At 48.8% G+C, this 20,670-nt stretch carries 25 protein-coding genes, 1 tRNA gene, 1 pseudogene and 1 riboswitch; of the genes and pseudogenes, 8 read left to right on the top strand and 19 right to left on the bottom strand.

The features are described 5' to 3' along the window. Positions 1–8 precede the first annotated feature (8 nt). The 3 genes and pseudogenes from ruvB to ruvC all read right to left on the bottom strand — a co-directional run bounded on the left by ruvB (position 9) and on the right by ruvC (position 2,137). Positions 9–1,017, bottom strand: a pseudogene (gene ruvB, locus HMPREF0080_RS01465) (Holliday junction branch migration DNA helicase RuvB). Positions 1,018–1,043: 26 nt separating this feature from the next. Continuing rightward, the gene (gene ruvA / locus HMPREF0080_RS01460; RefSeq protein WP_006789340.1) at positions 1,044–1,640 is read right to left on the bottom strand and encodes a Holliday junction branch migration protein RuvA; all 597 of its coding nucleotides are present in this window, start codon (positions 1,638–1,640) and stop codon (positions 1,044–1,046) included. Beyond that, on the bottom strand, positions 1,637–2,137 hold the full coding sequence (gene ruvC, locus HMPREF0080_RS01455; RefSeq protein ID WP_006789339.1) for a crossover junction endodeoxyribonuclease RuvC: 501 nt from the start codon (positions 2,135–2,137) through the stop codon (positions 1,637–1,639). The genes ruvA and ruvC overlap by 4 nt, the downstream gene beginning before the upstream one ends. A 378-nt stretch (positions 2,138–2,515) precedes the next feature. Between ruvC and HMPREF0080_RS10425 the strand changes: the two genes are divergently transcribed. Together HMPREF0080_RS10425 and HMPREF0080_RS10420 are read left to right on the top strand one after the other, a co-directional pair. Beyond that, the gene (locus HMPREF0080_RS10425; protein WP_006789338.1) at positions 2,516–2,809 is read left to right on the top strand and encodes a response regulator; all 294 of its coding nucleotides are present in this window, start codon (positions 2,516–2,518) and stop codon (positions 2,807–2,809) included. Positions 2,810–2,882: 73 nt separating this feature from the next. Next, positions 2,883–3,197 carry a winged helix-turn-helix domain-containing protein gene (locus tag HMPREF0080_RS10420; RefSeq protein ID WP_006789337.1) on the top strand — a complete coding sequence of 105 codons (315 nt, stop codon included), beginning with the start codon at positions 2,883–2,885 and terminating at the stop codon, positions 3,195–3,197. A gap of 163 nt (positions 3,198–3,360) precedes the next feature. Here HMPREF0080_RS10420 and rpmF read toward each other — a convergent pair whose 3' ends face one another. From rpmF to HMPREF0080_RS10415, 4 genes are read right to left on the bottom strand one after another with little or no spacing between them, the layout of a single operon-like run. Further along, a complete protein-coding gene (rpmF, locus tag HMPREF0080_RS09355) occupies positions 3,361–3,546 on the bottom strand; it encodes a 50S ribosomal protein L32 (RefSeq protein WP_071777883.1) in 186 nt (61 codons plus the stop codon). 32 nt (positions 3,547–3,578) lie between these two features. Further along, a complete protein-coding gene (locus tag HMPREF0080_RS01445) occupies positions 3,579–4,079 on the bottom strand; it encodes a YceD family protein (protein ID WP_006789335.1) in 501 nt (166 codons plus the stop codon). Positions 4,080–4,133: 54 nt separating this feature from the next. Continuing rightward, positions 4,134–5,360, bottom strand: a complete 1,227-nt coding sequence (locus tag HMPREF0080_RS01440; RefSeq protein WP_006789334.1) for a nucleoside kinase — start codon at positions 5,358–5,360, stop codon at positions 4,134–4,136. Continuing rightward, positions 5,332–5,796: a hypothetical protein gene (locus HMPREF0080_RS10415; protein WP_245527185.1), complete on the bottom strand. Its 465-nt coding sequence runs from the start codon at positions 5,794–5,796 to the stop codon at positions 5,332–5,334. Before HMPREF0080_RS10415 ends, HMPREF0080_RS01440 begins: the two co-directional genes overlap by 29 nt. Positions 5,797–5,945: 149 nt before the next feature. Here HMPREF0080_RS10415 and HMPREF0080_RS01435 point away from each other — a divergent pair, with 149 nt between their 5' ends. Together HMPREF0080_RS01435 and HMPREF0080_RS01430 are read left to right on the top strand one after the other, a co-directional pair. Next, complete coding sequence (locus HMPREF0080_RS01435) at positions 5,946–6,980, top strand: hypothetical protein (RefSeq protein ID WP_006789332.1); 1,035 nt, start codon at positions 5,946–5,948, stop codon at positions 6,978–6,980. A gap of 16 nt (positions 6,981–6,996) precedes the next feature. Next, a complete protein-coding gene (locus tag HMPREF0080_RS01430; protein WP_006789330.1) occupies positions 6,997–7,569 on the top strand; it encodes a TMEM165/GDT1 family protein in 573 nt (190 codons plus the stop codon). Positions 7,570–7,627: 58 nt separating this feature from the next. On the opposite strand, the gene HMPREF0080_RS01425 is transcribed toward HMPREF0080_RS01430, so the two are convergent. The 4 genes from HMPREF0080_RS01425 to HMPREF0080_RS01415 all read right to left on the bottom strand — a co-directional run bounded on the left by HMPREF0080_RS01425 (position 7,628) and on the right by HMPREF0080_RS01415 (position 10,896). Next, positions 7,628–8,047: a SoxR reducing system RseC family protein gene (locus tag HMPREF0080_RS01425; RefSeq protein WP_006789329.1), complete on the bottom strand. Its 420-nt coding sequence runs from the start codon at positions 8,045–8,047 to the stop codon at positions 7,628–7,630. A 137-nt stretch (positions 8,048–8,184) separates the two neighbouring features. Continuing rightward, complete coding sequence (locus HMPREF0080_RS01420) at positions 8,185–9,708, bottom strand: LPS-assembly protein LptD (protein WP_006789328.1); 1,524 nt, start codon at positions 9,706–9,708, stop codon at positions 8,185–8,187. 17 nt (positions 9,709–9,725) lie between these two features. After that, positions 9,726–10,109, bottom strand: coding sequence for a hypothetical protein (locus tag HMPREF0080_RS10410; protein ID WP_245527184.1), 384 nt, complete (start codon positions 10,107–10,109; stop codon positions 9,726–9,728). Continuing rightward, positions 10,063–10,896 carry a hypothetical protein gene (locus HMPREF0080_RS01415; protein WP_245527183.1) on the bottom strand — a complete coding sequence of 278 codons (834 nt, stop codon included), beginning with the start codon at positions 10,894–10,896 and terminating at the stop codon, positions 10,063–10,065. Before HMPREF0080_RS01415 ends, HMPREF0080_RS10410 begins: the two co-directional genes overlap by 47 nt. A gap of 167 nt (positions 10,897–11,063) precedes the next feature. On the opposite strand from HMPREF0080_RS01415, the gene HMPREF0080_RS01410 reads away from it, so the two are divergent. The 3 genes from HMPREF0080_RS01410 to HMPREF0080_RS01400 all read left to right on the top strand — a co-directional run bounded on the left by HMPREF0080_RS01410 (position 11,064) and on the right by HMPREF0080_RS01400 (position 12,419). Beyond that, complete coding sequence (locus tag HMPREF0080_RS01410) at positions 11,064–11,774, top strand: hydroxyethylthiazole kinase (protein WP_006789325.1); 711 nt, start codon at positions 11,064–11,066, stop codon at positions 11,772–11,774. A 124-nt stretch (positions 11,775–11,898) separates the two neighbouring features. Continuing rightward, positions 11,899–12,195: an MTH1187 family thiamine-binding protein gene (locus tag HMPREF0080_RS01405; RefSeq protein WP_006789324.1), complete on the top strand. Its 297-nt coding sequence runs from the start codon at positions 11,899–11,901 to the stop codon at positions 12,193–12,195. 133 nt (positions 12,196–12,328) lie between these two features. Next, positions 12,329–12,419: transfer RNA gene (locus HMPREF0080_RS01400), tRNA-Ser, on the top strand. Between the two features lie 54 nt (positions 12,420–12,473). On the opposite strand, the gene HMPREF0080_RS01395 is transcribed toward HMPREF0080_RS01400, so the two are convergent. From HMPREF0080_RS01395 to HMPREF0080_RS01370, 6 genes are all read right to left on the bottom strand, one after another. Next, complete coding sequence (locus HMPREF0080_RS01395) at positions 12,474–13,412, bottom strand: alpha/beta hydrolase (RefSeq protein WP_006789323.1); 939 nt, start codon at positions 13,410–13,412, stop codon at positions 12,474–12,476. A 33-nt stretch (positions 13,413–13,445) separates the two neighbouring features. After that, positions 13,446–13,991 (bottom strand): bifunctional pyr operon transcriptional regulator/uracil phosphoribosyltransferase PyrR, encoded by a 546-nt coding sequence (gene pyrR / locus HMPREF0080_RS01390; protein WP_040346807.1) that lies wholly within the window; start codon positions 13,989–13,991, stop codon positions 13,446–13,448. Between the two features lie 7 nt (positions 13,992–13,998). Next, on the bottom strand, positions 13,999–14,910 hold the full coding sequence (locus HMPREF0080_RS01385) for an RluA family pseudouridine synthase (protein ID WP_006789321.1): 912 nt from the start codon (positions 14,908–14,910) through the stop codon (positions 13,999–14,001). Positions 14,911–14,921: 11 nt separating this feature from the next. Then, positions 14,922–15,356, bottom strand: a complete 435-nt coding sequence (lspA, locus tag HMPREF0080_RS01380) for a signal peptidase II (protein WP_006789320.1) — start codon at positions 15,354–15,356, stop codon at positions 14,922–14,924. Positions 15,357–15,489: 133 nt separating this feature from the next. After that, on the bottom strand, positions 15,490–15,711 hold the full coding sequence (locus HMPREF0080_RS01375; RefSeq protein WP_342610072.1) for a DUF362 domain-containing protein: 222 nt from the start codon (positions 15,709–15,711) through the stop codon (positions 15,490–15,492). A gap of 635 nt (positions 15,712–16,346) precedes the next feature. Then, positions 16,347–17,306, bottom strand: coding sequence for an amidohydrolase family protein (locus HMPREF0080_RS01370; RefSeq protein WP_006789316.1), 960 nt, complete (start codon positions 17,304–17,306; stop codon positions 16,347–16,349). Between the two features lie 468 nt (positions 17,307–17,774). Further along, a riboswitch (SAM riboswitch) is annotated at positions 17,775–17,875 on the top strand. Between the two features lie 81 nt (positions 17,876–17,956). Between HMPREF0080_RS01370 and HMPREF0080_RS01365 the strand changes: the two genes are divergently transcribed. Next, entirely contained in the window at positions 17,957–18,775 is an 819-nt protein-coding gene (locus HMPREF0080_RS01365) for a MetQ/NlpA family ABC transporter substrate-binding protein (protein ID WP_006789315.1), read from the top strand. Positions 18,776–19,028: 253 nt separating this feature from the next. Here HMPREF0080_RS01365 and HMPREF0080_RS10405 read toward each other — a convergent pair whose 3' ends face one another. Together HMPREF0080_RS10405 and HMPREF0080_RS01360 are read right to left on the bottom strand one after the other, a co-directional pair. Continuing rightward, on the bottom strand, positions 19,029–19,334 hold the full coding sequence (locus HMPREF0080_RS10405; RefSeq protein ID WP_245527182.1) for a hypothetical protein: 306 nt from the start codon (positions 19,332–19,334) through the stop codon (positions 19,029–19,031). Beyond that, positions 19,274–20,461, bottom strand: a complete 1,188-nt coding sequence (locus tag HMPREF0080_RS01360; protein WP_006789313.1) for a Na+/H+ antiporter NhaC family protein — start codon at positions 20,459–20,461, stop codon at positions 19,274–19,276. Before HMPREF0080_RS01360 ends, HMPREF0080_RS10405 begins: the two co-directional genes overlap by 61 nt. Positions 20,462–20,670 lie beyond the last annotated feature (209 nt).

Below are 20,670 nucleotides of genomic sequence, written 5' to 3'. Positions count from 1 at the left end.
AAGCGCTCCTAAAAAAGGGCCTGCCCCTTACCGTCATCGCCGTTCATGGGCGCAGGCATACCGAGATGTTTATATGCCGCCGCGGTGACTACGCGCCCGCGAGGAGTCCTGTTTAAAAACCCGAGCTGCATGAGAAAGGGTTCATACACGTCTTCCACCGCGTCAACAGATTCACTGATAGCCGCGGCAATCGTATCCAGCCCGACGGGGCCGCCGTTTAAATTTTTCAATGATAGCTTGTAATACCCGCCGATCCGTTCTATCCAGACCGCAGCTGTCCACTTCCAGACGATGTAACGCTTCTCCCGCCAATTCCCTCGTAATCGTGCCGGCCTCGGCAACTTGAGCAAAATCTCGGACGCGTTTCAGGAGTCTGTTGGCAATACGCGGCGTGCCCCTGGAACGGCCGGCAATTTCCAAAGCGCCGGTATCGTCAAGCTGTACGTTCAATATATCGGCCGTACGTTTAATGATCAGCACAAGTTCTCCGGGCCGGTAAAAGTCCAGCCGGCTGATAACGCCGAAACGATCGCGCAACGGCGAAGCCAGGCGTCCTACCTGTGTCGTCGCCCCGACGAGAGTAAAGGGAGGCAGGTCGATGCGCACGGATCGGGCGCTCGGTCCTTTGCCGATAACGATATCCAGGGCATAGTCCTCCATGGCTGCATAGAGAACTTCCTCAACGCTGTGCGACAGGCGGTGTATTTCATCGATAAAAAGAACATCCCGTTCCTGGAGATTCGTTAATAGCGCCGCCAGATCTCCGGCCCGTTCAATAGCGGGACCGGACGTGATGCGGAAGCCTACGCCCAGTTCATTGGCAATAATACCGGCAAGCGTCGTTTTGCCGAGGCCCGGCGGGCCGTACAGAAGTACGTGATCCAATGCCTCACGGCGCATTTTAGCGGCTGCAATAAAGACTTCCAGATTTTTTTTCGCCTTTTCCTGACCGATATATTCATTTAAATAGTGGGGCCGCAAACTGTACTGCCACGAATCGCCGGGCAAATCGTCCATTTCAACAATACGCTGTTCTTCCACTTTTACCTCCCCGTGCCTAAGGCACGCAAGCAAGCCCTGAGCAAGTCTTCGACAGTTTCATAATCGGGAGCCAGCCGTTCTACGACAGGACCCGCTTCCTGTACCGAATAGCCCAGGCCCGTAAGGGCAGCGGTCACTTCATCTCCGATACCGGATACTGCAGGTTCGGCAGACGCGGCAGTACCTGCAGCACCGTCGCCCGTGCCGATCTTATCCTGCAATTCCAAAACTATGCGCTCAGCCGTTTTTTTACCGATACCGGGCATTTTCGTGAGCACGCCGATTTCCTTATTGGCGACGGCAAGACGCAGCCTGTCCGTACGATCCGCGCTTAAAATTCCGTTAGCCACTTTCGGCCCCACACCGTTTACTCCGATGAGGAGCATAAAGAGGTCATATTCATCCTGCGTTAAAAATCCGTAAAGAACGACGGCATCTTCACGCACATTCATATACGTGAACAAAAGGGCTTCCTCCCCCACGGCAAGCCGTGACAACGTCGAGACGGGAGCATGCACACGATAGCCTACGCCGTGCACATTGACAAAAGCGGAACTCAAAAAGATGTGCGTAACGATGCCTTTTACATATCCGATCATAATTGCACCTTTCTGTTCAGCTGCCGGGAATGGCTGGAGTAAACGGCATAAATTGCCATAGCCAAACCGTCGGCAGCATCATCAGGTTTTATTTTTTTCCGGATACCCAAAAGCCGCATCGTCATATCTATGACCTGTTCTTTAGTCGCCCTGCCGTAACCTGTAACTCCCTGTTTCACCTGTAACGGGCTAAATTCCATAACGGGAATGCCTGCCTGTTTCGCCGTAAGCAGGATAATGCCCCGCGCCTGTCCGACAGTAATAGCCGTCGTAACATTTCGATTGAAGAAGAGCTGTTCCACACCGATAATATCGGGACTGTACTTTTCATAGAGCTTATGGAGACTGTTATAAATCGTTACCAGTCTGTCCGCGTCACTGCGGTCCGGCGTGGTCTGTACCGTTCCGTACGTAACGGGGGTCAAGCGGCTTCCGTCAGAATCGACAATGCCGAAACCGCAAATCGCCGTCCCCGGATCTATTCCCATTGCTCTCATAAAAAACCTCCTCTCCGTAACTTAGTTATTATACCACAGAACAGGCATTGGGGGCTATGGGAAGACCCGGTTTACTGCCCGTTCCGGGGAAAATCCGAACAACTGCGTTATCAACCTCTATGATTCATTTTCTTTTATCAAAATCCGCCGTATTCCCGCACAGAATCAAACCGTCTTAGTTTCCCGGCATTTCTCTTTATCATGCCTCTTTCGGAAAAATAAACGGGAATACGTTTCCGGCTGCTATGCTATATAATAATAATCCGGCTTTATATCGCTATAAACGATACGTCCGTATCTTACCGTTTCTCATTAAAGTATAATATAATCAGTAAACGGATCCGGAAACGTAAAAGTACTGGAGGCGTTACATGGAAAATGGACAAGAAAATTCTGATAATAGAAGGCAACAAGCATATTGCAACCTGCATCCGTGATAATTTAGCCCGTGAAAACTACGTTTGCACCGTTGATACGCTCGGGTTCTCCGCCTTGAATCACCTGGCCGAAGAGCGGTTTGATCTGATTATTCTCGACATTTTACTGCTTGATATAAACGGGCTTCTCTTATGCAAAGAAATCCGCAATATATCGTCTATCCCCATTATAATCCTCTCCGAGCTGGACGATATAAAAACAAAGGTTACCGCTTTTCGATTACGGCGCCAATGATTATCTGACAAAGCCCTTTAACTGCCAGGAATTAGCTGTCCGCTTACGCGCGCTGCTCTATAACGGCCGGCCCGTGTGCAACAACTTTCATCATACCCTGACTCTAAAGGATCTCCTCATTGACTTGGACAGCCGCGATGTATATCTGGAAGATGAGCGGATTTCCCTGACAAACAGGGAGTTCAATCTCCTCGCTTTTCTTATCCGCAATAAAAACACTGTACTCTCACGAGACCAGATATTGGAGCAGGTCTGGGGTTACGACTTCCTCGGAACGACCAATGTCGTCGACGTATATATCCGCTATATACGCAGCAAATTACGGCAAACCAAAGATAATGCCTATGTCGCCACCATCCGCGGCATCGGCTATATGGCCAGAGAGTAACAAAGAGTTGATGCGCCTGTCCGGTGCATCAACTCTTTTTGTCATTTGTAAACGGGTATTGCATATCCGTCGCCCTGCATACCAGGTATTCATACCGGACGGCACTTATAAAGGCGGCATTAACATTAAAAAAGAGCATGCCCAAGGCACACTCTTTCACTTCTTATTCGGCAGACATGTTGTTTACAACTTGCTTTCCTTTGTAGAACCCGCAAGTGGGGCACACATGATGAGGCATAACTGCTTCATGACATTGCGGACATTCCACGAATCCTGGAGCCGTCAATTTCCAGTTAGCGCGGCGCCGTTTTTGGCGTGTTTGGGATAGTCTGTTCTTCGGTACTGCCATTATCTGCACCTCCTTAAAAGCTTGGTACGAATTTAGTGTTCTCGGTTTAATAAGTCGCCTAAAATCGCTAATCTCGGGTCTGTTCCGTCAATACGGCAACTGCAGGCACCTTCATTCAGGTTTACCCCGCATTCAGGACAAAGGCCTGCGCAATCAGACCGGCACAAGACTTTCATAGGCTCACTTAGGATCAGGAGTTCTCTAACAGTTTCTGTCAAATCGATGTATTCCCCGTTATAAGGAGATACATCGTCAGGAAGCTCGGCTTCCGTACCATAGACTTCCGACAGTGCTTCTTTTCGCTCTATCTCAACCGGCGTCAGGCAACGACCGCATGTATAGACACCTGTCGTTCCGACCGTACCCTCCACACGGAGATGAACACCGTCGAACCAATAGCTGCCCGAAACGGCAATGCCGCTGTCGTGCCAAGGCATGTCTTCCACATTGCCCAGTTGAGACGCAGGCTGTACAAAAGAAAAGGGGAATTGCGTTCCTTCCTCTTTACGCGCATTTTCGACTTGAATCCTCATCTTTTCTACCTCGACTATATTATTATAGCCACGCGGCCTTTCTTTGTCAAATCATTATTCACTCCTCCCGTCCGACTGTGCGCCGATGAATTCGCGCAGAATCGAGTTACGCGGCACCAAATTACTCTCTACCGGCCTGAAGGAACCAAGGACATGGAGAAGACGCTTCACTTCCGCATAATACGGGCTTTGAGCCTTCACTGTCGTCAGTAACGGCTCGGCATACGATTTCATGGCGGACAGTTCGTAAGGCAAGGCCGTGTTGAAGAGAATATCCGCATCTTCCTGATAGGGATATATGTTAATTTCTTCGCCCTGCCGCACTGCGTGCCATATGTCCAAAGTCCGTTCAGGTCCGCAGTTGCGAAATCTGTAATCACGAATCATACGCCTGATAATACGAGTATCTGCGGTAGGTATGCGATTATGGTCGAAAATGCGGATTTGAGTCAACACGCCGAGAGAAATTTTAAATTTCTCATCACGCGGCAACATATACGTCAGCGAGTCATTGAGCGCATGCAGTCCTTCCACCATGATCAGTCCGCCTGCCGGCATTAGCGTCGCATCTTTATCATAACAGCGTTTACCCGTCATGAAATCAAAGCGTGCCAGATGCACGGGCACCCCCTGATGAAGTTCATGGATCTGCTTATTGAAGAGTTCAATATCAACCGCCCTAAGTGATTCAAAATCATACGAACCGTCCGGGTTCCTCGGCGTGTCTTCACGATTAAAAAAATAGTCATCCAAAGAAAGGGCAAGCGGTTTTAATCCGGCTGCCCTAAGGTACGCCTGTAACCGCTTACAGAAGGTTGTCTTGCCCGATGATGAAGGGCCCGCAATGAGAACCACCTTGAACGACGGCCGCCGGAAAAACACGGTATCGGCGACCGCCCTGATTTTTTCTGTTTGTAAAGCTTCGGACATGTCAATTACCGTATGAACTGTTCCCTCGGCGATGTGCCGGTTCAAGTCGGCTGCATATTCGCAGTGAACGATACGTCCCCACTCTTCCGCCTCCAAAAACAATTGCGCCATTTTGGGAATATCTTTGTATACAGGAAGTGTTTGCGGATTTTCAGGTTCGGGAGTCTCCAGAATCACCCCGGAACCGTAAAGGCGCAAGTTAAAACGCGTAATATAGCCCATATCCGGTAAAAGCGGTCCCATATAACAATCGGTTACATCACCGCAGCGGTATACGGCAATATTCCCGGCAACAACATGTCCGGCCTGTTCGGCGTCCTGCTCACCGTATAATTTGTCGGCACGTTTCACTCACCGTCTTTTCAACGGAACCGATCAGCTCAATCGGTTCTTTATCCTCAACAAGTTCGTTCATGCGGGCTTTGATACGAACGACATCCGCCCCGGTCAGCGTACGTCCCGTATTGAGTTCACAATACAGAGCCTTGCGGAGAGCGTGCCGCACCTTGACGGTCCCGCCGGGAAACACATCCGCTACGGCACATACCAGCAAAAGGATACAGCTCCTGACAAGGGCCTGATTCCCTGCAAGTGAATTGAGAGGCACCCAGCGAACGGCGCCTCCCGCACCGACTTTTTCCTGAAGGCCGACAAATTCGTCATGATAATAGGCGCCTGCAACAGGCCATGCAGTTTCTCCCGATACCGAAGGACAGACCGATGCTAAAGTCTGTTCCTCCTGCGCTTCTATTTCTCTGTCATTTGTCAAATCGTGAATTATTACCATGCATATATCCTCCGTCTCCGGCACAAAGTTCATTTGACTACATTTGACTAAACGTATATAAACCACAAACGGTACCTTCTGTGTTATAATGTAATTTGTTATGCAGCATGTATAAATAATCTTTATTTAACAGAAAGAAGGTTTTCGGGGTGACAAAGCCGAGCACAAGTCTTGTCGACGCGCGTACAATCAGTTCTGTCCTGGTGATTGTGCTGTGCCTTGCTTTTGCGGTGCTTTCCCGTCATGAGCTATACGAAAAGACGCCGGACTATGCGCTAGGCCGTGTCATCACATCGTTTGACAACGGTGACGAGGCCGGATTTTTCGAGCTTGTACACGACAGGAAAATCGCCCGCGACCTCTTCGATGACTTGGTAAAGCGCCAGCAAGGCGACGCGTTTGCGACTATATTGAAACTCACGGGAATGCCGGCTCGATCCGCTTTTGAAATCGATCTTCATGCGCTTTTGGCGGACGGTCTGAACAATTCCTCCGAATACGATCCGGACGGAACTAAAGCAAACGCCGCAAGCGACATCCTGCACAGCTTCGGTTTTTCCGTTCCCCTGAAAGGATGGCATTACAGTTCCCGCGGCATGAGTAAAGAGACGGCACCCGGCAAAGCGAAAATAACCGTTTATTTATACAACGACCTTATCAGATCAACCATCCCCTGTACAATTCTATTAGAAAAGAGCAACGCTTCATGGCATATAACCGGCCTTGCCGACAGTATCGCCTTTCTGACAGCCGTAAACAAAGCGTATGAAAAAGCCCTTGATACATATAATGAAGATACAGTCCGCAGAATGAACTGCTACGTGAGCATAGAGGCTGTCAATTCTTCTCTTCAGAAGGATCCGGGCGACGGAAAAACCTTCCTGCGTCTTCAATATGCACCTGTTTACCCGCAGGGAAACGGCGACATCGACGACGTTCTTTGTCGGTATACATTACGCCGCAACAGCGACGGCGCACTTCTCTACACGGCGGACCTGCATATCAGCATTTATAAGAGCAGTTCCCCCATAACCTCACAATTTCTCTTAAACCCGCTCATCCCGTCCCAACAGGCGCTTATTGAAAGAGGCACGCTGACGGATACGGCGGGCGCGCTTGAAATTTTATCATTGCGTCTGAAAAACGGAACGATCGTGAAACGTTCCGAAAGGTTGCCGCAATAAAGGAGATTTTCCCGCTATGACCGCATTTATCACAGCATTCATTATGGTATTTCTCGCCGAGTTGGGTGATAAAACGCAGCTTCTCGTCATGACCTTTGCGGCAAAATACAGATGGCAGACCGTTATGTTCGCCGTGCTCTTCTCTACAATCCTGAACCATCTCGTTGCCATTCTCATCGGTATATACTTGAATTCGGCCATTAACATGGCGTATATTCATATCGCCGCTGCCGCCGCATTTCTTGCCTTCGGCGCAAGCACGCTGTTCAGCAACAAAAGAGAAGAAAAATTCAAAGAAAAGAAGACCTTTATCAACCCCTTCTGGACGGTAGCCATTGCCTTTTTTCTCGCTGAAACGGGGGATAAAACACAACTTGCCGCCATCACTATTGCGGCCCGCTTCGGGGCGTGGGGCCCCCTTATTATCGGTACGACTCTCGGTATGGTTGCGGCCGACAGTCTCGGAGTTCTCGCGGGTACATTTATTAACAATCATATTTCATCCGAACGGATTCAATTTTTTTCGGCTCTCTTTTTCATCCTCTGCGGCTGTATTGAATTGGCGTATACCTTCGGTTTCATCGGTTAACCGCTATAAAAAAGCCTTGTCTTTCAGGCCTTTCCTGAAAAACAAGGCTTTTTACGTATCAGGCTGTAATAATCTCAATAATTTTCGGTTTCGATTTTTCATTTTTTGATAATGAGCGGTCAAAATACTTGACGCCGCCCAAACCGATAAGGAAAGCAATAACGGCGCCGATAACCTCACTTTGTACTTGTTCCGTACCTGCCGAAACGCTGACCAAGTAACCGATAACCGCGCCGGCTGCCGCCAGAAGAAGAGGCATAACGAAACAGATAAAGGCTCCGACAACAATATTGGTGTCGTGGAACTCAAATTTCACATGCTGTCCTTCCTGCGCATTCACAGGATTCAAAGCCGTAACGACAATATCATTTGCGCCTTCACATGCACCGCAGGCAATACAGTCCGAATGACGGCCTACTTTTACTTCTGCCGATCCGTCTGCAAAAACGGATACGATCGTACCTTCTTCAACTTTCATCGCAATCACTCCTTCAGAAGACCCCTGTCCTCTTACACGCAGTATAGCACAGGAATGCGTTACAATCAACACTCTTTCAGTGTTGATTCCCGAAAGGAAAAACTGTAACAGACGGGACACCTGCCACAGTTCACAGATTACTCAAAATCCTTTGCCGTAACTTTAATTTCCCACTGTTTCTGCACCTGCTTGTACGTAATAGTCGCGATAAACGAGTGAAGATCGCGAACCCATGTATAATTACGATAGTCAATATGATTATTATCCGTTTCTCTGGATAAAGAGAAAATAAACGCGTCACGGGGCGAGACGGCATATCCGAACAGAATACCGGCTTGATGCGGATAGCCGATGGAGTCGAAACCGTAGGGTGTTGCCCCTGAAATATGGTGCTGCTTATACCAGATGCTTGTCCAAAACCGGTCTGAAATCTGCTGTTTCAATACAGCGCCCCAATAAGGGTCTTTGCGGATATTATGGCCGATTTCATACCAATCTTTTCGATACCCCGCATACAGATGGAGAGCCGCTCCCTTCCACAGACGGATCGGATCATGAGATATGCTGACGGATATTCCTTTGTGCGTACCTTTGCCGACACCGCTCTCCTCCCACTTGCCGTAGCTCGCGGAGCCGTTCATCGTCAGGCCCGTACTGCCGAGCCTGAACGACGGGGTATTATATGTCAGTTCGGGCCATTTGGTAACCCAGATATAATCATCGTTATCAGTCACACTGCTGACGCTTTTACTATATCCGAAAGAAAATCTGCCGACAGGAGAATATTTAACCACCGTAAGAGTAGGTTTAAAACCGCGTTTTGTAGAAATCCTGTATTCGGCGTTAAGTTGTACCGATTTATCCGCTGACAGCGGAAACTGAGCATCACCTTTTACGCCAAAGCCGTCTTTACTGTTAAAGGACGGTCTGGGCAGGAGTGAAAAAAACCAGGGGTGTGTACTTTCTTCTTTATCCAGAGTCCCTTCATAATGCCCGTACGTCAGTATGAGGATATGTTTAAACCATAATTTCGTGTTTTCGGCAGTGTATTTTTCCCCGGGATAAATATGAATATCATCAGCCGTTATATAATAATCCGGTGTTTTCGCAACGGCATGGGGAGTTGTTATCAGCCCGTGCTTCATATATACGGAGCCGTCGGCAAGCTTTGCCCCTTCGCCGCGAAAATACAGGGCCGAATTGACATTCAGCGCATAACCGTCCACTTTGTCAACCGATGCGGTACCGTGAGCGGCATCATAAATAGCACCGTCAGCCGTAACAACCTGGTCATCGCTTATATAAATGGTGGGCCCTTTTGTTTCATAAACCTGCGTTTTGGAATTGCCCGTAATAAACCCCGTATGTATTTCATCGGTGCCACGCGTAACATCAACATTGCCGCGCCCCTGCATATATCCGTCCGGATTACGGACATACAGGGTATCGGCCTCGACCTTCGTTGCCGGCTGAGGCATTGTATTTTCCTTCGCACTGACAGCATCCAGATCTACGGGAAAAACAGCCGTCGCAGTGCCGTTTTTTCCGACAGGCGTATTTTTTATGTGTGATTGATCCGTCCCCGTCCGGTCAGCAGCATTGGCTGAAAACGTCAAGGGTACGGCTAAAGCCATGACCAGCGCGGTCAGTCGTTTGTTCATCTGAACCACCTGTATACCTACTGCTTAGTCGGGGTAATAGTAATGATTGTTTCGTCATCGGAATCATCTAAATCAACGGGCCGGATACCGTCGGAGCCGTTTTCCGCAACGGCAGGTTCCGTCTGAGAAACATGAGATTCTTCCGTTTCAGCCGTCTTTTCCGCTTTCGGTTCCGGTACAGCGGTCACGGGCACGATCATATCTTCCATTTCATCGGCAGAAGAAACAACGACGCCGCGCGCAGCCATATCGGCCGTTTCCATATTTTCCGTTTTTCCTTCTATTTTGAAGCCGACGACATCCGTATCGGGATCCGTTTCAGCATACATGGTTGAGCCTGCCGGAATATTCACGTCATGTCCTTTGACAAAAAGACCGCCTACAAGACCGGACGGGGCCAAGGATAATCGCTCCGGCCGCCGACGCTCCGACCGCACCGGCAGTGCGTTTATACTGTTCTTTCGTCTTTTCCCCTACGACAAGAGCGACAGGCGAACCGTCTGCGGCATGGACGGAATCGTATGTGATTTCAATTTTTCCGTCGCGACCGAAACGGCCCGCTTTACGAGCTTTGCTTACAGTACCGTCCGCTTGCATCCCGCGGGGAATAGCGACAACATCACCGATCATAATATCCTCGGCAACGGAAAAGGTAAGGCGATCTCCTTCCGTAAGCGTCTTCGATTCAATAGGATCTTCGTTGATCAGTTCCACAACCGTCCCTGCCGGAACGGTGACAACTTGAGACACAAATTTCTTATTCCCCAGCATAACGGAACGAAGTGAAGCCACACGGCCGCGCAAAGAACCGGTACCCGCCTTGCCGTTAATACCCTCTTCAAGTTCACCCACACGCGTCACAAGAGAATCGTTCGTAACGGATCCCGAATACTGGCGCTGCATCATGTTAACAGCCGCCATCATAGACAGGTCGGAGCCTGTATTGCCGTAAACCTCTTTGTATAATTCATCGGTCTTCGCATCAATGCTGCCGGACACGGAATCAGACCCGTTCAACAGTTTATCAAGTGCAGCGATACGGCTGTTCAACGAACCGGATTGAGTTGTCCCGTAAACGCTGGTTTCCACTTTTTCCGTTTTTTCTAAAATTGTATAATCGGCAGCGCCGGCAACAGCGCCGCATACAGAAAAAACTGTCAAGAGCGCGGCTACTTTTCTTTTCCACATACTCGTCATTCCTCCTGTTTTTCTATTGCCGTAGGCAATGACATCTTACTTCGATAATCAGTTATTATTATATAAAACCGGAGATTAAAAAGCAACTGAACGGCTTATTTGCGTACTCACGGATATCTTACTATAATGTAGTCAGATGATGATAGCGAGGTGTTTTTATGCTTACAGAAAAAGAGCTGCGAACGCAAGCTGCGGCTGCCGTGACGGCAGTACACGAAACGACGCCTTTAGCCGGTTCGATTACAAATTTTGTTACTATTGATTTTGTCGCCAATGCGCAGCTCGCCGTCGGCGGTTCCGCCGCCATGGTCTATTTACCCGATGAGGGTACGGCATTAGCCATTGCCGGCCAATCCATGTACATTAATGTCGGCACTCTCTTACCGGTTCATGAACGGACCGTCCCTGCCGCGATGGTACAATTACATCGCTCGGCCAAGCCGTGGGTCCTCGATCCGGTCGCCGTCGGTCTCGGCGAGCTGCGGACAAAACTCCTGTCAACAGCCAGAAACTGCCCGCCTGCAATCATTCGCGGCAATGCATCGGAAATTATCGCCCTGGCGGGCCTCTGGGGCCTGAACGGCGGTTCCGCCATGTCCCAGGTGCGCGGTGTCGATTCAACGGACACGGTCCGCACAGCCCTGGACGCGGCCGTTTCTCTGGCACGTTTTACGGGCGGTGCCGTTGCCGTATCGGGCGCGGAAGATCTGATCACGGACGGTACTTGCGCGCTTTATTGTAACGGCGGTTCTCCCATGATGGAACGCATCACCGGCTGCGGTTGTTCACTCGGCGGCGTCATTGCCGTATATGCCGCCGTTGTTTCGCCGCTCATCGCGGCTTTCTGCGGCACGCAGCTTATAATTTAGCCGGTACGGCAGCGGCAAAAACGGCTCACGGCCCGGCGTCATTTAAAGAACATTTTATTGATAATTTATACTATGTGACGGCCGACGACATGGCCGCATCGGAATTTACCATGGAGGTGCTCGCATGAACACATTAATCGCCCTTTGCATCGCCCCTTGCGGTACGGGAGACGAATACGCCCCGTATGTAGCGGAAATCGTCAAAATCATTCGCGCTTCAGGTCTTAAAAACCGTACCAATTCAATGTTTACGGAAGTCGAGGGAGAGTGGGACGACGTTATGGCGGTCGTCAAAAAATGTACGTTCCACCTTGCCGGACAGGGCATCCGCACGGAAGTTATCATGAAAGCCGACGTACGTCCCGGACATACGGGCATGATGGAGAAAAAAGTACAGGCGGTAGAACATTTATTAACGTAATTATCAGGTAACTTCGCAGCATAAGTTTCAATAATCCCGGATCCCGCCCTGCGAAAGGTTAAGCCCCCTGCCCCGCCGTATTGTCTTGACAATAAAATGATTGCCAGTGTATACTGTTTAAGTCAGCACTCGTGGAGTGGTACTCAAGAGGCTGAAGAGGACGGTTTGCTAAATCGTTAGGGGTCGTAAGGCTTGCGAGAGTTCGAATCTCTCCCACTCCGCCAAGCAGAACCGGGGACATCACAAAAATGATGTCCCCGGTTATTTTATTTCACTTTTCAGTTATCTTCCGTTCCATCCAGGAAGTCATCTACCGTTTTCACGTATTCGGCATAGTTTGTCTCCACGCCGACGGCATGGGCGGAATTACGGAATAAATAAATATATTTCCGTGGGCTCCCGCACATTGCATAAAGCTGTTCCGCAGTCTTTGACGGTACGAGGCCGTCGTCTTCTCCATGTAGGAAAAGAACGGGTACAGTCAGCGCTTTTACGGCCTGTGACGGTTCGATCCGGGCAACCGTCTTGCGCGTATGCCGAAACATGGCCGCCTGAAAGAAGGGCAGCAATATATTATACCCGACAACCAGGTCACGACCGCCCTGCCGGGCGGCAATTTTCTCACGGCCCAAATCAATAATATTACCGTATGAACTGTCTGCTATAACAAAGGCCGTATCCTTTCCTTTTTCACTGCCGGCATATAAAAGAGCCATGGCCGCCCCGAGAGAAACGCCGTGCAGACCGATCCGTTCCTGTTTTTTCCGCTGCTTAAGCCACCGTACCCAGCCGTCCATATCATCAGTTTCACGGATTCCCCAAGTCGTACCTTCACCCTGACTTTCACCATGGCCCCTCTGATCAACAATAAGGACATTATAGCCCCGTGTATGATACATGTCGACGAAGGGAATACACATAGAACGGTTTTGGTAAAGTCCGTGCAGAAGAATAACCGCCTTTTCGCTTGCCTGCGCGGCGGCAATATATGTGCCCCGAAGAATAAGCCCGTCGTCACTGTTTATCTGTACGGCTTCCCATCCGTCGTTTTTTTCTTTCTCCCGCACGGCGGTAACGGCTCCCTTATGGTTTTTAATACCCAGCACCTGATCCCACGGGGCTTCCATAAATTCGTTATATGCTATATCTCCCGCATAAAGGCCGGCGGCTCCGGCCAATATGATCAGAACAATCAGTACATTACGCAATGCTTTCATACTTCTCCTTATAAAGGCAAAAGAAGCACTCCTTTACGGGCGTACTTCTTCACATAAAACAACCTGATTTTGTTCATCCGTTTCCGTAAGCTGTACCGAAACGATCTCACGCAGCGAGGTGGGTACATTCTTCCCGACATAATCGGCCCGAATGGGCAGTTCTCTATGACCGCGATCAATAAGAACGGCTAATTCAATAAACTTGGGACGGCCCAGCTCCATGACGGCATTTAAAGCCGAACGGACCGTGCGGCCCGTAAAGAGGACATCATCGACAAGGACAATCGTCTTGCCGTCTGCGGCAAAACGGGACCGGGCTTTGCCGACACGGCGTATATCCGATTTTTTTTGATCATCGCGGTACGCCGATACATCGAGATCATAAACCGGCACGAGTATACCTTCAATAGCGGCCAGTTCTTTTGCCAACCGCTGTGCCAACGGCACACCGCGCGTATGAATACCGACAAGAAGCGTATCATCAAGCCCCTTATTCCGCTCGATTATTTCGTGTGCAATGCGTCGAACGGCTCTGTCGATGGCTTTTTCATCCAATAAGAGAGTTTTATACTGTAACATCTCAGCCTCACGGTTCAGCACGGGCAACAGCTCCCGCAAAGTCGTCAGGAACAGGCGCTTCAAAATGCAGCGGGACCCCTGTCACAGGGTGCGCCAAATCCAATGTGCATGAATGCAGTACCTGCCCGATTATGGGAAAATTATCCCGCGTGTGCCCGTAAAGCGGATCATTAACGACGGGATGTCCGATATAAGCCATGTGAACGCGTATCTGGTGAGTCCGGCCCGTTTCCAGCCGGCATTCGATAAGGGTATAATCACCGTACCGCTCAAGTACCGTAAAATGTGTAACCGCTTCCCTGCCGTCTTTAAGATTGACGGCCATTTTAATGCGATCTTTCGGGTGTCTGCCGATTGGGGCTTCGATACGCCCCTTTGCTTCAACGATATTACCGTGCACAAGCGCCTTATACGTACGTCGCGCCGAGTGCGCTTTTATTTGTTCGGCCAACGCTTTATGGGCCATATCCGTCTTCGCCGCCACCATAATCCCGGACGTATCTTTGTCCAGCCGATGCACGATACCGGGACGAATAACCCCGTTTATGCCGGACAATTCTTTCCCGCAGTGGTAGAGAAGCGCATTGACAAGAGTACCGTCCGGATTGCCCGCCGCCGGATGAACGACCATGCCGCGGGCCTTATTGATAACAATGATATGTCGGTCTTCATAAACGATATCCAAAGGAATATTCTCGGGTTCAACGGAAAAAGCCGTCGCCGCTTCCACTACGACCGCAAATTTATCTCCCGCGGCAACTTTATAATTCGCCTTTACAGCCTTATCACCGACAGTCACCTTACCGCCTTTGATGAGGCTGCCGCCGTAAGAGCGCGATATGTCCAATGCCCTGCTTATATATACATCCGCACGCAAGCCTTGATCCGTTTCCGTAGCAGTCAATATCTTTGTTTCCATCCTCTACCGCCTTAATCCGAACCGTGAGTCCAACAATACACTAACAAAAGAAATACGCCGACAACAATACCTATATCGGCAACATTAAAGACGGGCCAAATACGAAAATCAAAAAAATCCGTTACGGCGCCAAAGAAAAATCGCTCCACCGCATTACCCAGAGCCCCTCCCAGGAGAAAACCCACGCCCGTATACACAAGATTGCTTTGCGGCAAATATCGGCGGAAAATAACACAGAGAACAAAAAGACATGCCGCTACAGCCACAAAAAGCCACCGTTTATTCTCCAAGAAGCCGAAAGCGGCCCCTTTATTTAAAATGTAAGTTATATGAAAAAATCCCGGTATAACCGGAATTGACTCGTGTAACATCATATGCTGTACAACAGCATATTTACTGGCCTGGTCCGCCAATAAAACGATAATGGCGATAATAAAAACTGCCACAGAATTTCCTCCTCCGGACAAAATCTTACGTCACTGTCAGAACGATTTTATCCTATCACAGAACGGGGGAAAATACAATCGGACACACAAAAACCGCCGTGTTATAACACGGCGGTCCATGTATATATTGCTATTATCCAGCTGTGATAGCTCCTGTAGGACATACGGATTCACAAGCTCCGCAATCGATGCAAGCATCGCCTACAACGTACTTCGTTTCGCCTTCAGTAATAGCGCCTGTCGGGCAAGTGCCGGCACAAGCACCGCATTTTACGCATTCATCGGAAACTACATGCATGATTTTCACCTCCGTAATAGTATTCACTCGAAGGGCTTGACGACCTTTCGTTGACATAATTATTACACGGCGCCGCCTGTTTGTCAATCATTGCCGGGCCGTTATAAACAGCATAGTTATCCCATTTATATATGATAACTTATATCAAAAATCATTCAAAGAAACGGATAAAAAATACAAGCTGGTACAATGTTCATGCAATACGGCCTGTCTCTGCCCGGATAGTGTTAATCCCCTTACATGGATACTTTCCATATATTGTATGCTTTCGTCGAATGCGAGGACAACTGTTCTCATTATAAAGAGTGACACCCTTCTTTTTTTTGACAGTTGCATGCATTTTTTTTATAAAAAGCCTCCTACTATTCGTCTTGGTTATTTTTAACAACAAGTGTATGGTTTTTGCCGGTGTGAAACACTATATTTTACGTATGCGGCCGGAGATATCCGCACGGTTCCGTAACAACTGATGAAAGCGGTCATCGCCCCGATAAGTATCGAATACACGGACAATTTTTATGCCCGCGGCCGTGCGGACTGCCGGAACTGCGCCAATACGCCGGGGCAGGACAGACGGCGTATTGTGCATGTTGAATCTGCACAATGAGCAAAATACGGGAAGATATATAAATGCCGGTTTCTCCGGTATGTTTAAAATCTTTTCATCGTTACCGTGCACACCCTTACAGCTGTCAGATTTTCAAATTAAACAACCTGATCGCATTATCATGTAAAATCATATGCTTATAGGGGCTGAGAGCCGGCTCATTTTCAAGATACTCCTCAAGTGTTCGGAGATTATCAAGAACCGTTTCCTTCGGTGTGAACGGATAATCCGTTCCATACAGGATATGGCTCGGATCCGCTATATTAAGCAGAAATTTCAGTAAAACCGGGACGGGATTGCCGGAAGTATCATAGTAGAACATGGAAAAGCTTTTCTCCACATCAAACGGATCCATGAGTCCTTGTGATATAAGGAGCCCCGCCACGCCTTTCAGCCGATCATATATGTTGGGCAAAAAAGATCCGTTATGCGGTACGATTACTTTTATATGCGGATATCGTTCAATGACTCCGTGGGCTGCCATATTCAAAACGGCACGTGTAGTATCGCAGAGAAACTCAAATACAGGTACCGGTCCGGCTGTAAAAATCCCTTCTTTTTGCGGTTCCGGCCGATGCGGGTGAATATTCACAACAGCATGCCTTTTATCCAAGTTCTCAAAAAGCGGTTCCAAAGCGGGATCTCCCAAATACTGCCCCCTTGCATTGCTGCCCAGTTTGATACTGTCGGCACCGAGGATATCCAACGCGTAGACAGCTTCTTCTATGGCAGCATCTACGTCAGGCAACGGTAAACAGGCGCCGAAGCCAATCCGGTCCGGATACTTTCTTTTTGCTTCAGCCAGTTTCTCATTGATTTGACGGCATATTCGGATACTTTCTTTCTTGTTGCCGAAATATGGATGCGGCGATGAAAGAGAGAGCATCGACCAGGAAATATTCCCCTCATCCATAAGTTCCAATTGTTTTTCAATGGACCAGTCTTTCGGCAGTGGAAATCCGTCTTCAAGCAGAGCTTTGTATTTTGCCAGTAAATCAATATATTCCGGAAATATACAATGACTGTGGGCATCTATGATATTCATGATCAGGCAGTCTCCTTTTCAAAAATTCCCTTCCCCATCTTTTCTATTTTACCACACACCTTTCCCTGCTTTAGTCGGAATTCCTGATACCCGTATCAGGACACGCAAAAGGAGGGGCTGTGACATAACAGCTCCTTTATACAAAAAAGAAGAGCCGGTTTTAAGCCGCTTCGCAAAACAAGCTAATCACACGACTTGTATCAACTAAGCGGATACAGCGGAATCATTCCATCAAAGTCTATACTTATACAGACAACATCGACGACCGCTTAATCGACAAACATGAGATCGCGCAAAATGCGTATATGGAAAGTTCACGTCGGCAGGGCGAAAGACGCTCATGCACCCATTAAAAGCACCATGGATCCGAAGGTCATACGTAGTTCGGGTAAAAAACACTTTTCCCGATAAAATTTATTGACAGGTTACTCATTCGATGTTAGAATGAGCCTCAACTAATTGAATATAGTTTCATCAAGAGCAATCGAGGGATATGGCCCGATGACATTGCGGCAACCCCCGTCAACGGGAAGGTGCCAACTCCAACGGCGTATGCCGGCAGATGAATGAGCACAGTATAAAAAGCCGTCATCTGTATGACGGCTTTTTTTCGGCCGCGTACACTATATTATGAAAGGGATGTTGTATCTATGAAATTGTATTGGAAAAAAGGTCTTGCCTTACTCCTCATCGCGGCCGCTGCCGCATTTGCGGCAGGCTGCGGCAACTCGGACGGCGGTTCGGCGGACAGGCAAGAAATTAAAATCGGCGTAACTGCCGGCCCTCATGCGGAAGTCATGGAAGAAGTGGCCAAAGAAGCGGCTAAACAAGGCATCACGTTAAAAGTTGTTGAATTCAACGACTATGTGCAGCCCAACACGGCACTTTCTCAGAAGGATTTGGATATGAATTCCTTCCAGCATCAGCCGTACCTCGACAACGTCGTAAAAAAACAAGGGCTTACCTTAACATCTATCGGCAAAACAATTATTCTGCCCATGGGCATTTTCTCCCATAAATACAAGAGCCTCGACGAAACAGCCGACGGTGCCAAAACGGCGATACCGAACGATCCGACAAACGGCGCTCGTGCTCTTCTTCTTTTGCAGCAGGCAAAGCTCATTAAACTGAAAGACGGCAAAACTGTTGACGCGACGGTTCAGGACATCGTCGAAAATCCGAAGCATCTCCAAATCGTAGAACTCGACGCGGCACAAATCGCCCGGTCCCTCGACGACATGGATCTTGCCTGCGTAAACACGAACTATGCAATTCCCGCCGGACTCAACCCGCAAAGCGATGCGCTCATCGTTGAGGATAAGAACTCCCCGTACGCAAATGTCATCGCAGTTCGCACCGAAGATGCGGACAATGCCGCATACAGGAAAATCGTTGAAATCTATCAGTCCGACGCGGTTAAAAAATTCATTGAAGAACATTTCCGCGGTTCCGTATTACCGGCGTTCTAATCCGAACGACGGATATACGAGAACGGGCGCGGCAACATAAAGAGATATTCTCTTACTTTAATCCGCAGCCTTTTCCGCACAAAAAACCGGGATTTCTCTTGGCATTCAACCGCAGAGATATCCCGGCTCTTTTATTTACAGAAAACACATTCAGGAGCCTTGTAAATCCGGCTCGCTTCGGTTCGGGCAGTATTTCGTTATACCGCCGTTAAACATAATAAGACAAATACGCTTACCGATACCGTACACGCAGTTACCGGTTCAGCATGTCCACTTTACTCTGCGCCATCTGCCGTTCATAATTCCACGGATCGCGTTTGATAAAGCCGTCGGAAAAGGGAATGAAAACGGACACAACCGCGGAAATTGCCAAAAGATAGAGGAACCATGTATACGGCAATACGTCGAGAGGAGAGATAAGACCTGCCGTAAATCCCGTAACAATGAGCATCTGCGCCCCGTAAGGGATAAGGCCCTGGAAGATGGACGAAAACGTGCTCAAAAGGGCCGCACTGCGGCGAGGATCGACTTTGTATCTGTAACAAAGGCGTTTTGCCATTTCACCGTTAATAATAATAGATACCGTTTATTTGCCAAAGCCATATCCGTAACGGACACGAGCGCGGAAATACCGAGCTGAGCCGATTTGGTGCCGGTAATAAATTTTTCGACCGAATGCAGGAGATAGGCGATACCGCCCGCTTTATTAACCATGGCTGCCAGGCCTCCGGTCAGCAGGGAGAGAAGGAAAATATCAAACATGCTGCTGAAGCCCTTGTAAATCGCCTGCATAAAACCGAGGAAGTTCATATCACCGTAAGCCATGCCGATGACACCGCCTAAAACGATGCCGCCGACCAGCACGAGGAACACATTAACACCCATGATGGCCGTAACGAGAACAACGATGTACGGCAGGATTTTGATGATGCTAAAAGGATGCTCACCGGCACTGACTGCCGCTTCGGAACCGCCGAAGACAATAAGAAGGATAAACGTGATAATTGCCGGAAGCAAAGTGAGCCAGAAGTTCAATTTGAACTTATCCTTCATTTCGCACCCCTGCGTGCGGGTCGAGGCGATAGTTGTATCGGAAATGATAGACAAATTATCCCCGAGCATGGCACCGCCGATGAGGCAGCCGAGAACGAGCCCCAAAGGGGTACCCGATTTTTCAGCAATGGCAACGGCAATAGGGCCGACCGCCGCACAACATCCCACAGACGTACCGGTTGCCGTGGAAATGAAAGCGGCAATGAGGAAAACCCCTGCCGCCAGGTACTGCGGCGGAATATAGGTTAACCCGAGATTGACCGTTGAATCGATACCGCCCATAACCTTGCAAACCGTTGCAAAACCGCCGGCCAAAAGGAAGATCATGCACATGATCAAAATATCCGGATCACCGCACCCCTTGACAAAGGTGTTGAATTTATCATCAAATTTACCCTTCAACAGAATAAAGGCAACAATAATACCGATAATCGAAGCAAGCGGTGCCGGAAATTGATAAAACGGCATTTCCACTCCTTGCAGTTGCAAGAATATGCCTGCACCCAAATAAACGGCAACGAATACGACAAACGGAAACAGAGCCGCTCCGTTCGGCTTAATACCCGCACCGGCCTCTCCAAGTTTCTGAGCCGCCGCTTCTTCCACTTTCAAGTCTTCGCGATTTTCACTCATGAATTAATACACACTCCTCTCAAAGATAGGGACATACATAAATCTGTAACGACTTCCGTTTTACTTGTACACTTTATCACACACGCTATATAACGTATAATATGTAAAAGTTTGGTATATCCATAGATATTCTATATATCATTCACATATATAGCCAGGATTCATACCGATCACCTGTAAAAAAGAGAGAAGCGAACGGCCTGCAGGCC

It is taken from the genome of Megasphaera geminata F0357 (genome assembly GCF_000239275.1).
In the GTDB taxonomy this organism is placed as follows: domain Bacteria; phylum Bacillota; class Negativicutes; order Veillonellales; family Megasphaeraceae; genus Megasphaera; species Megasphaera geminata.
The sequence above is the reverse complement of the archived record's forward strand: the minus strand, read 5'-3'. Positions and strand labels throughout refer to the sequence as shown.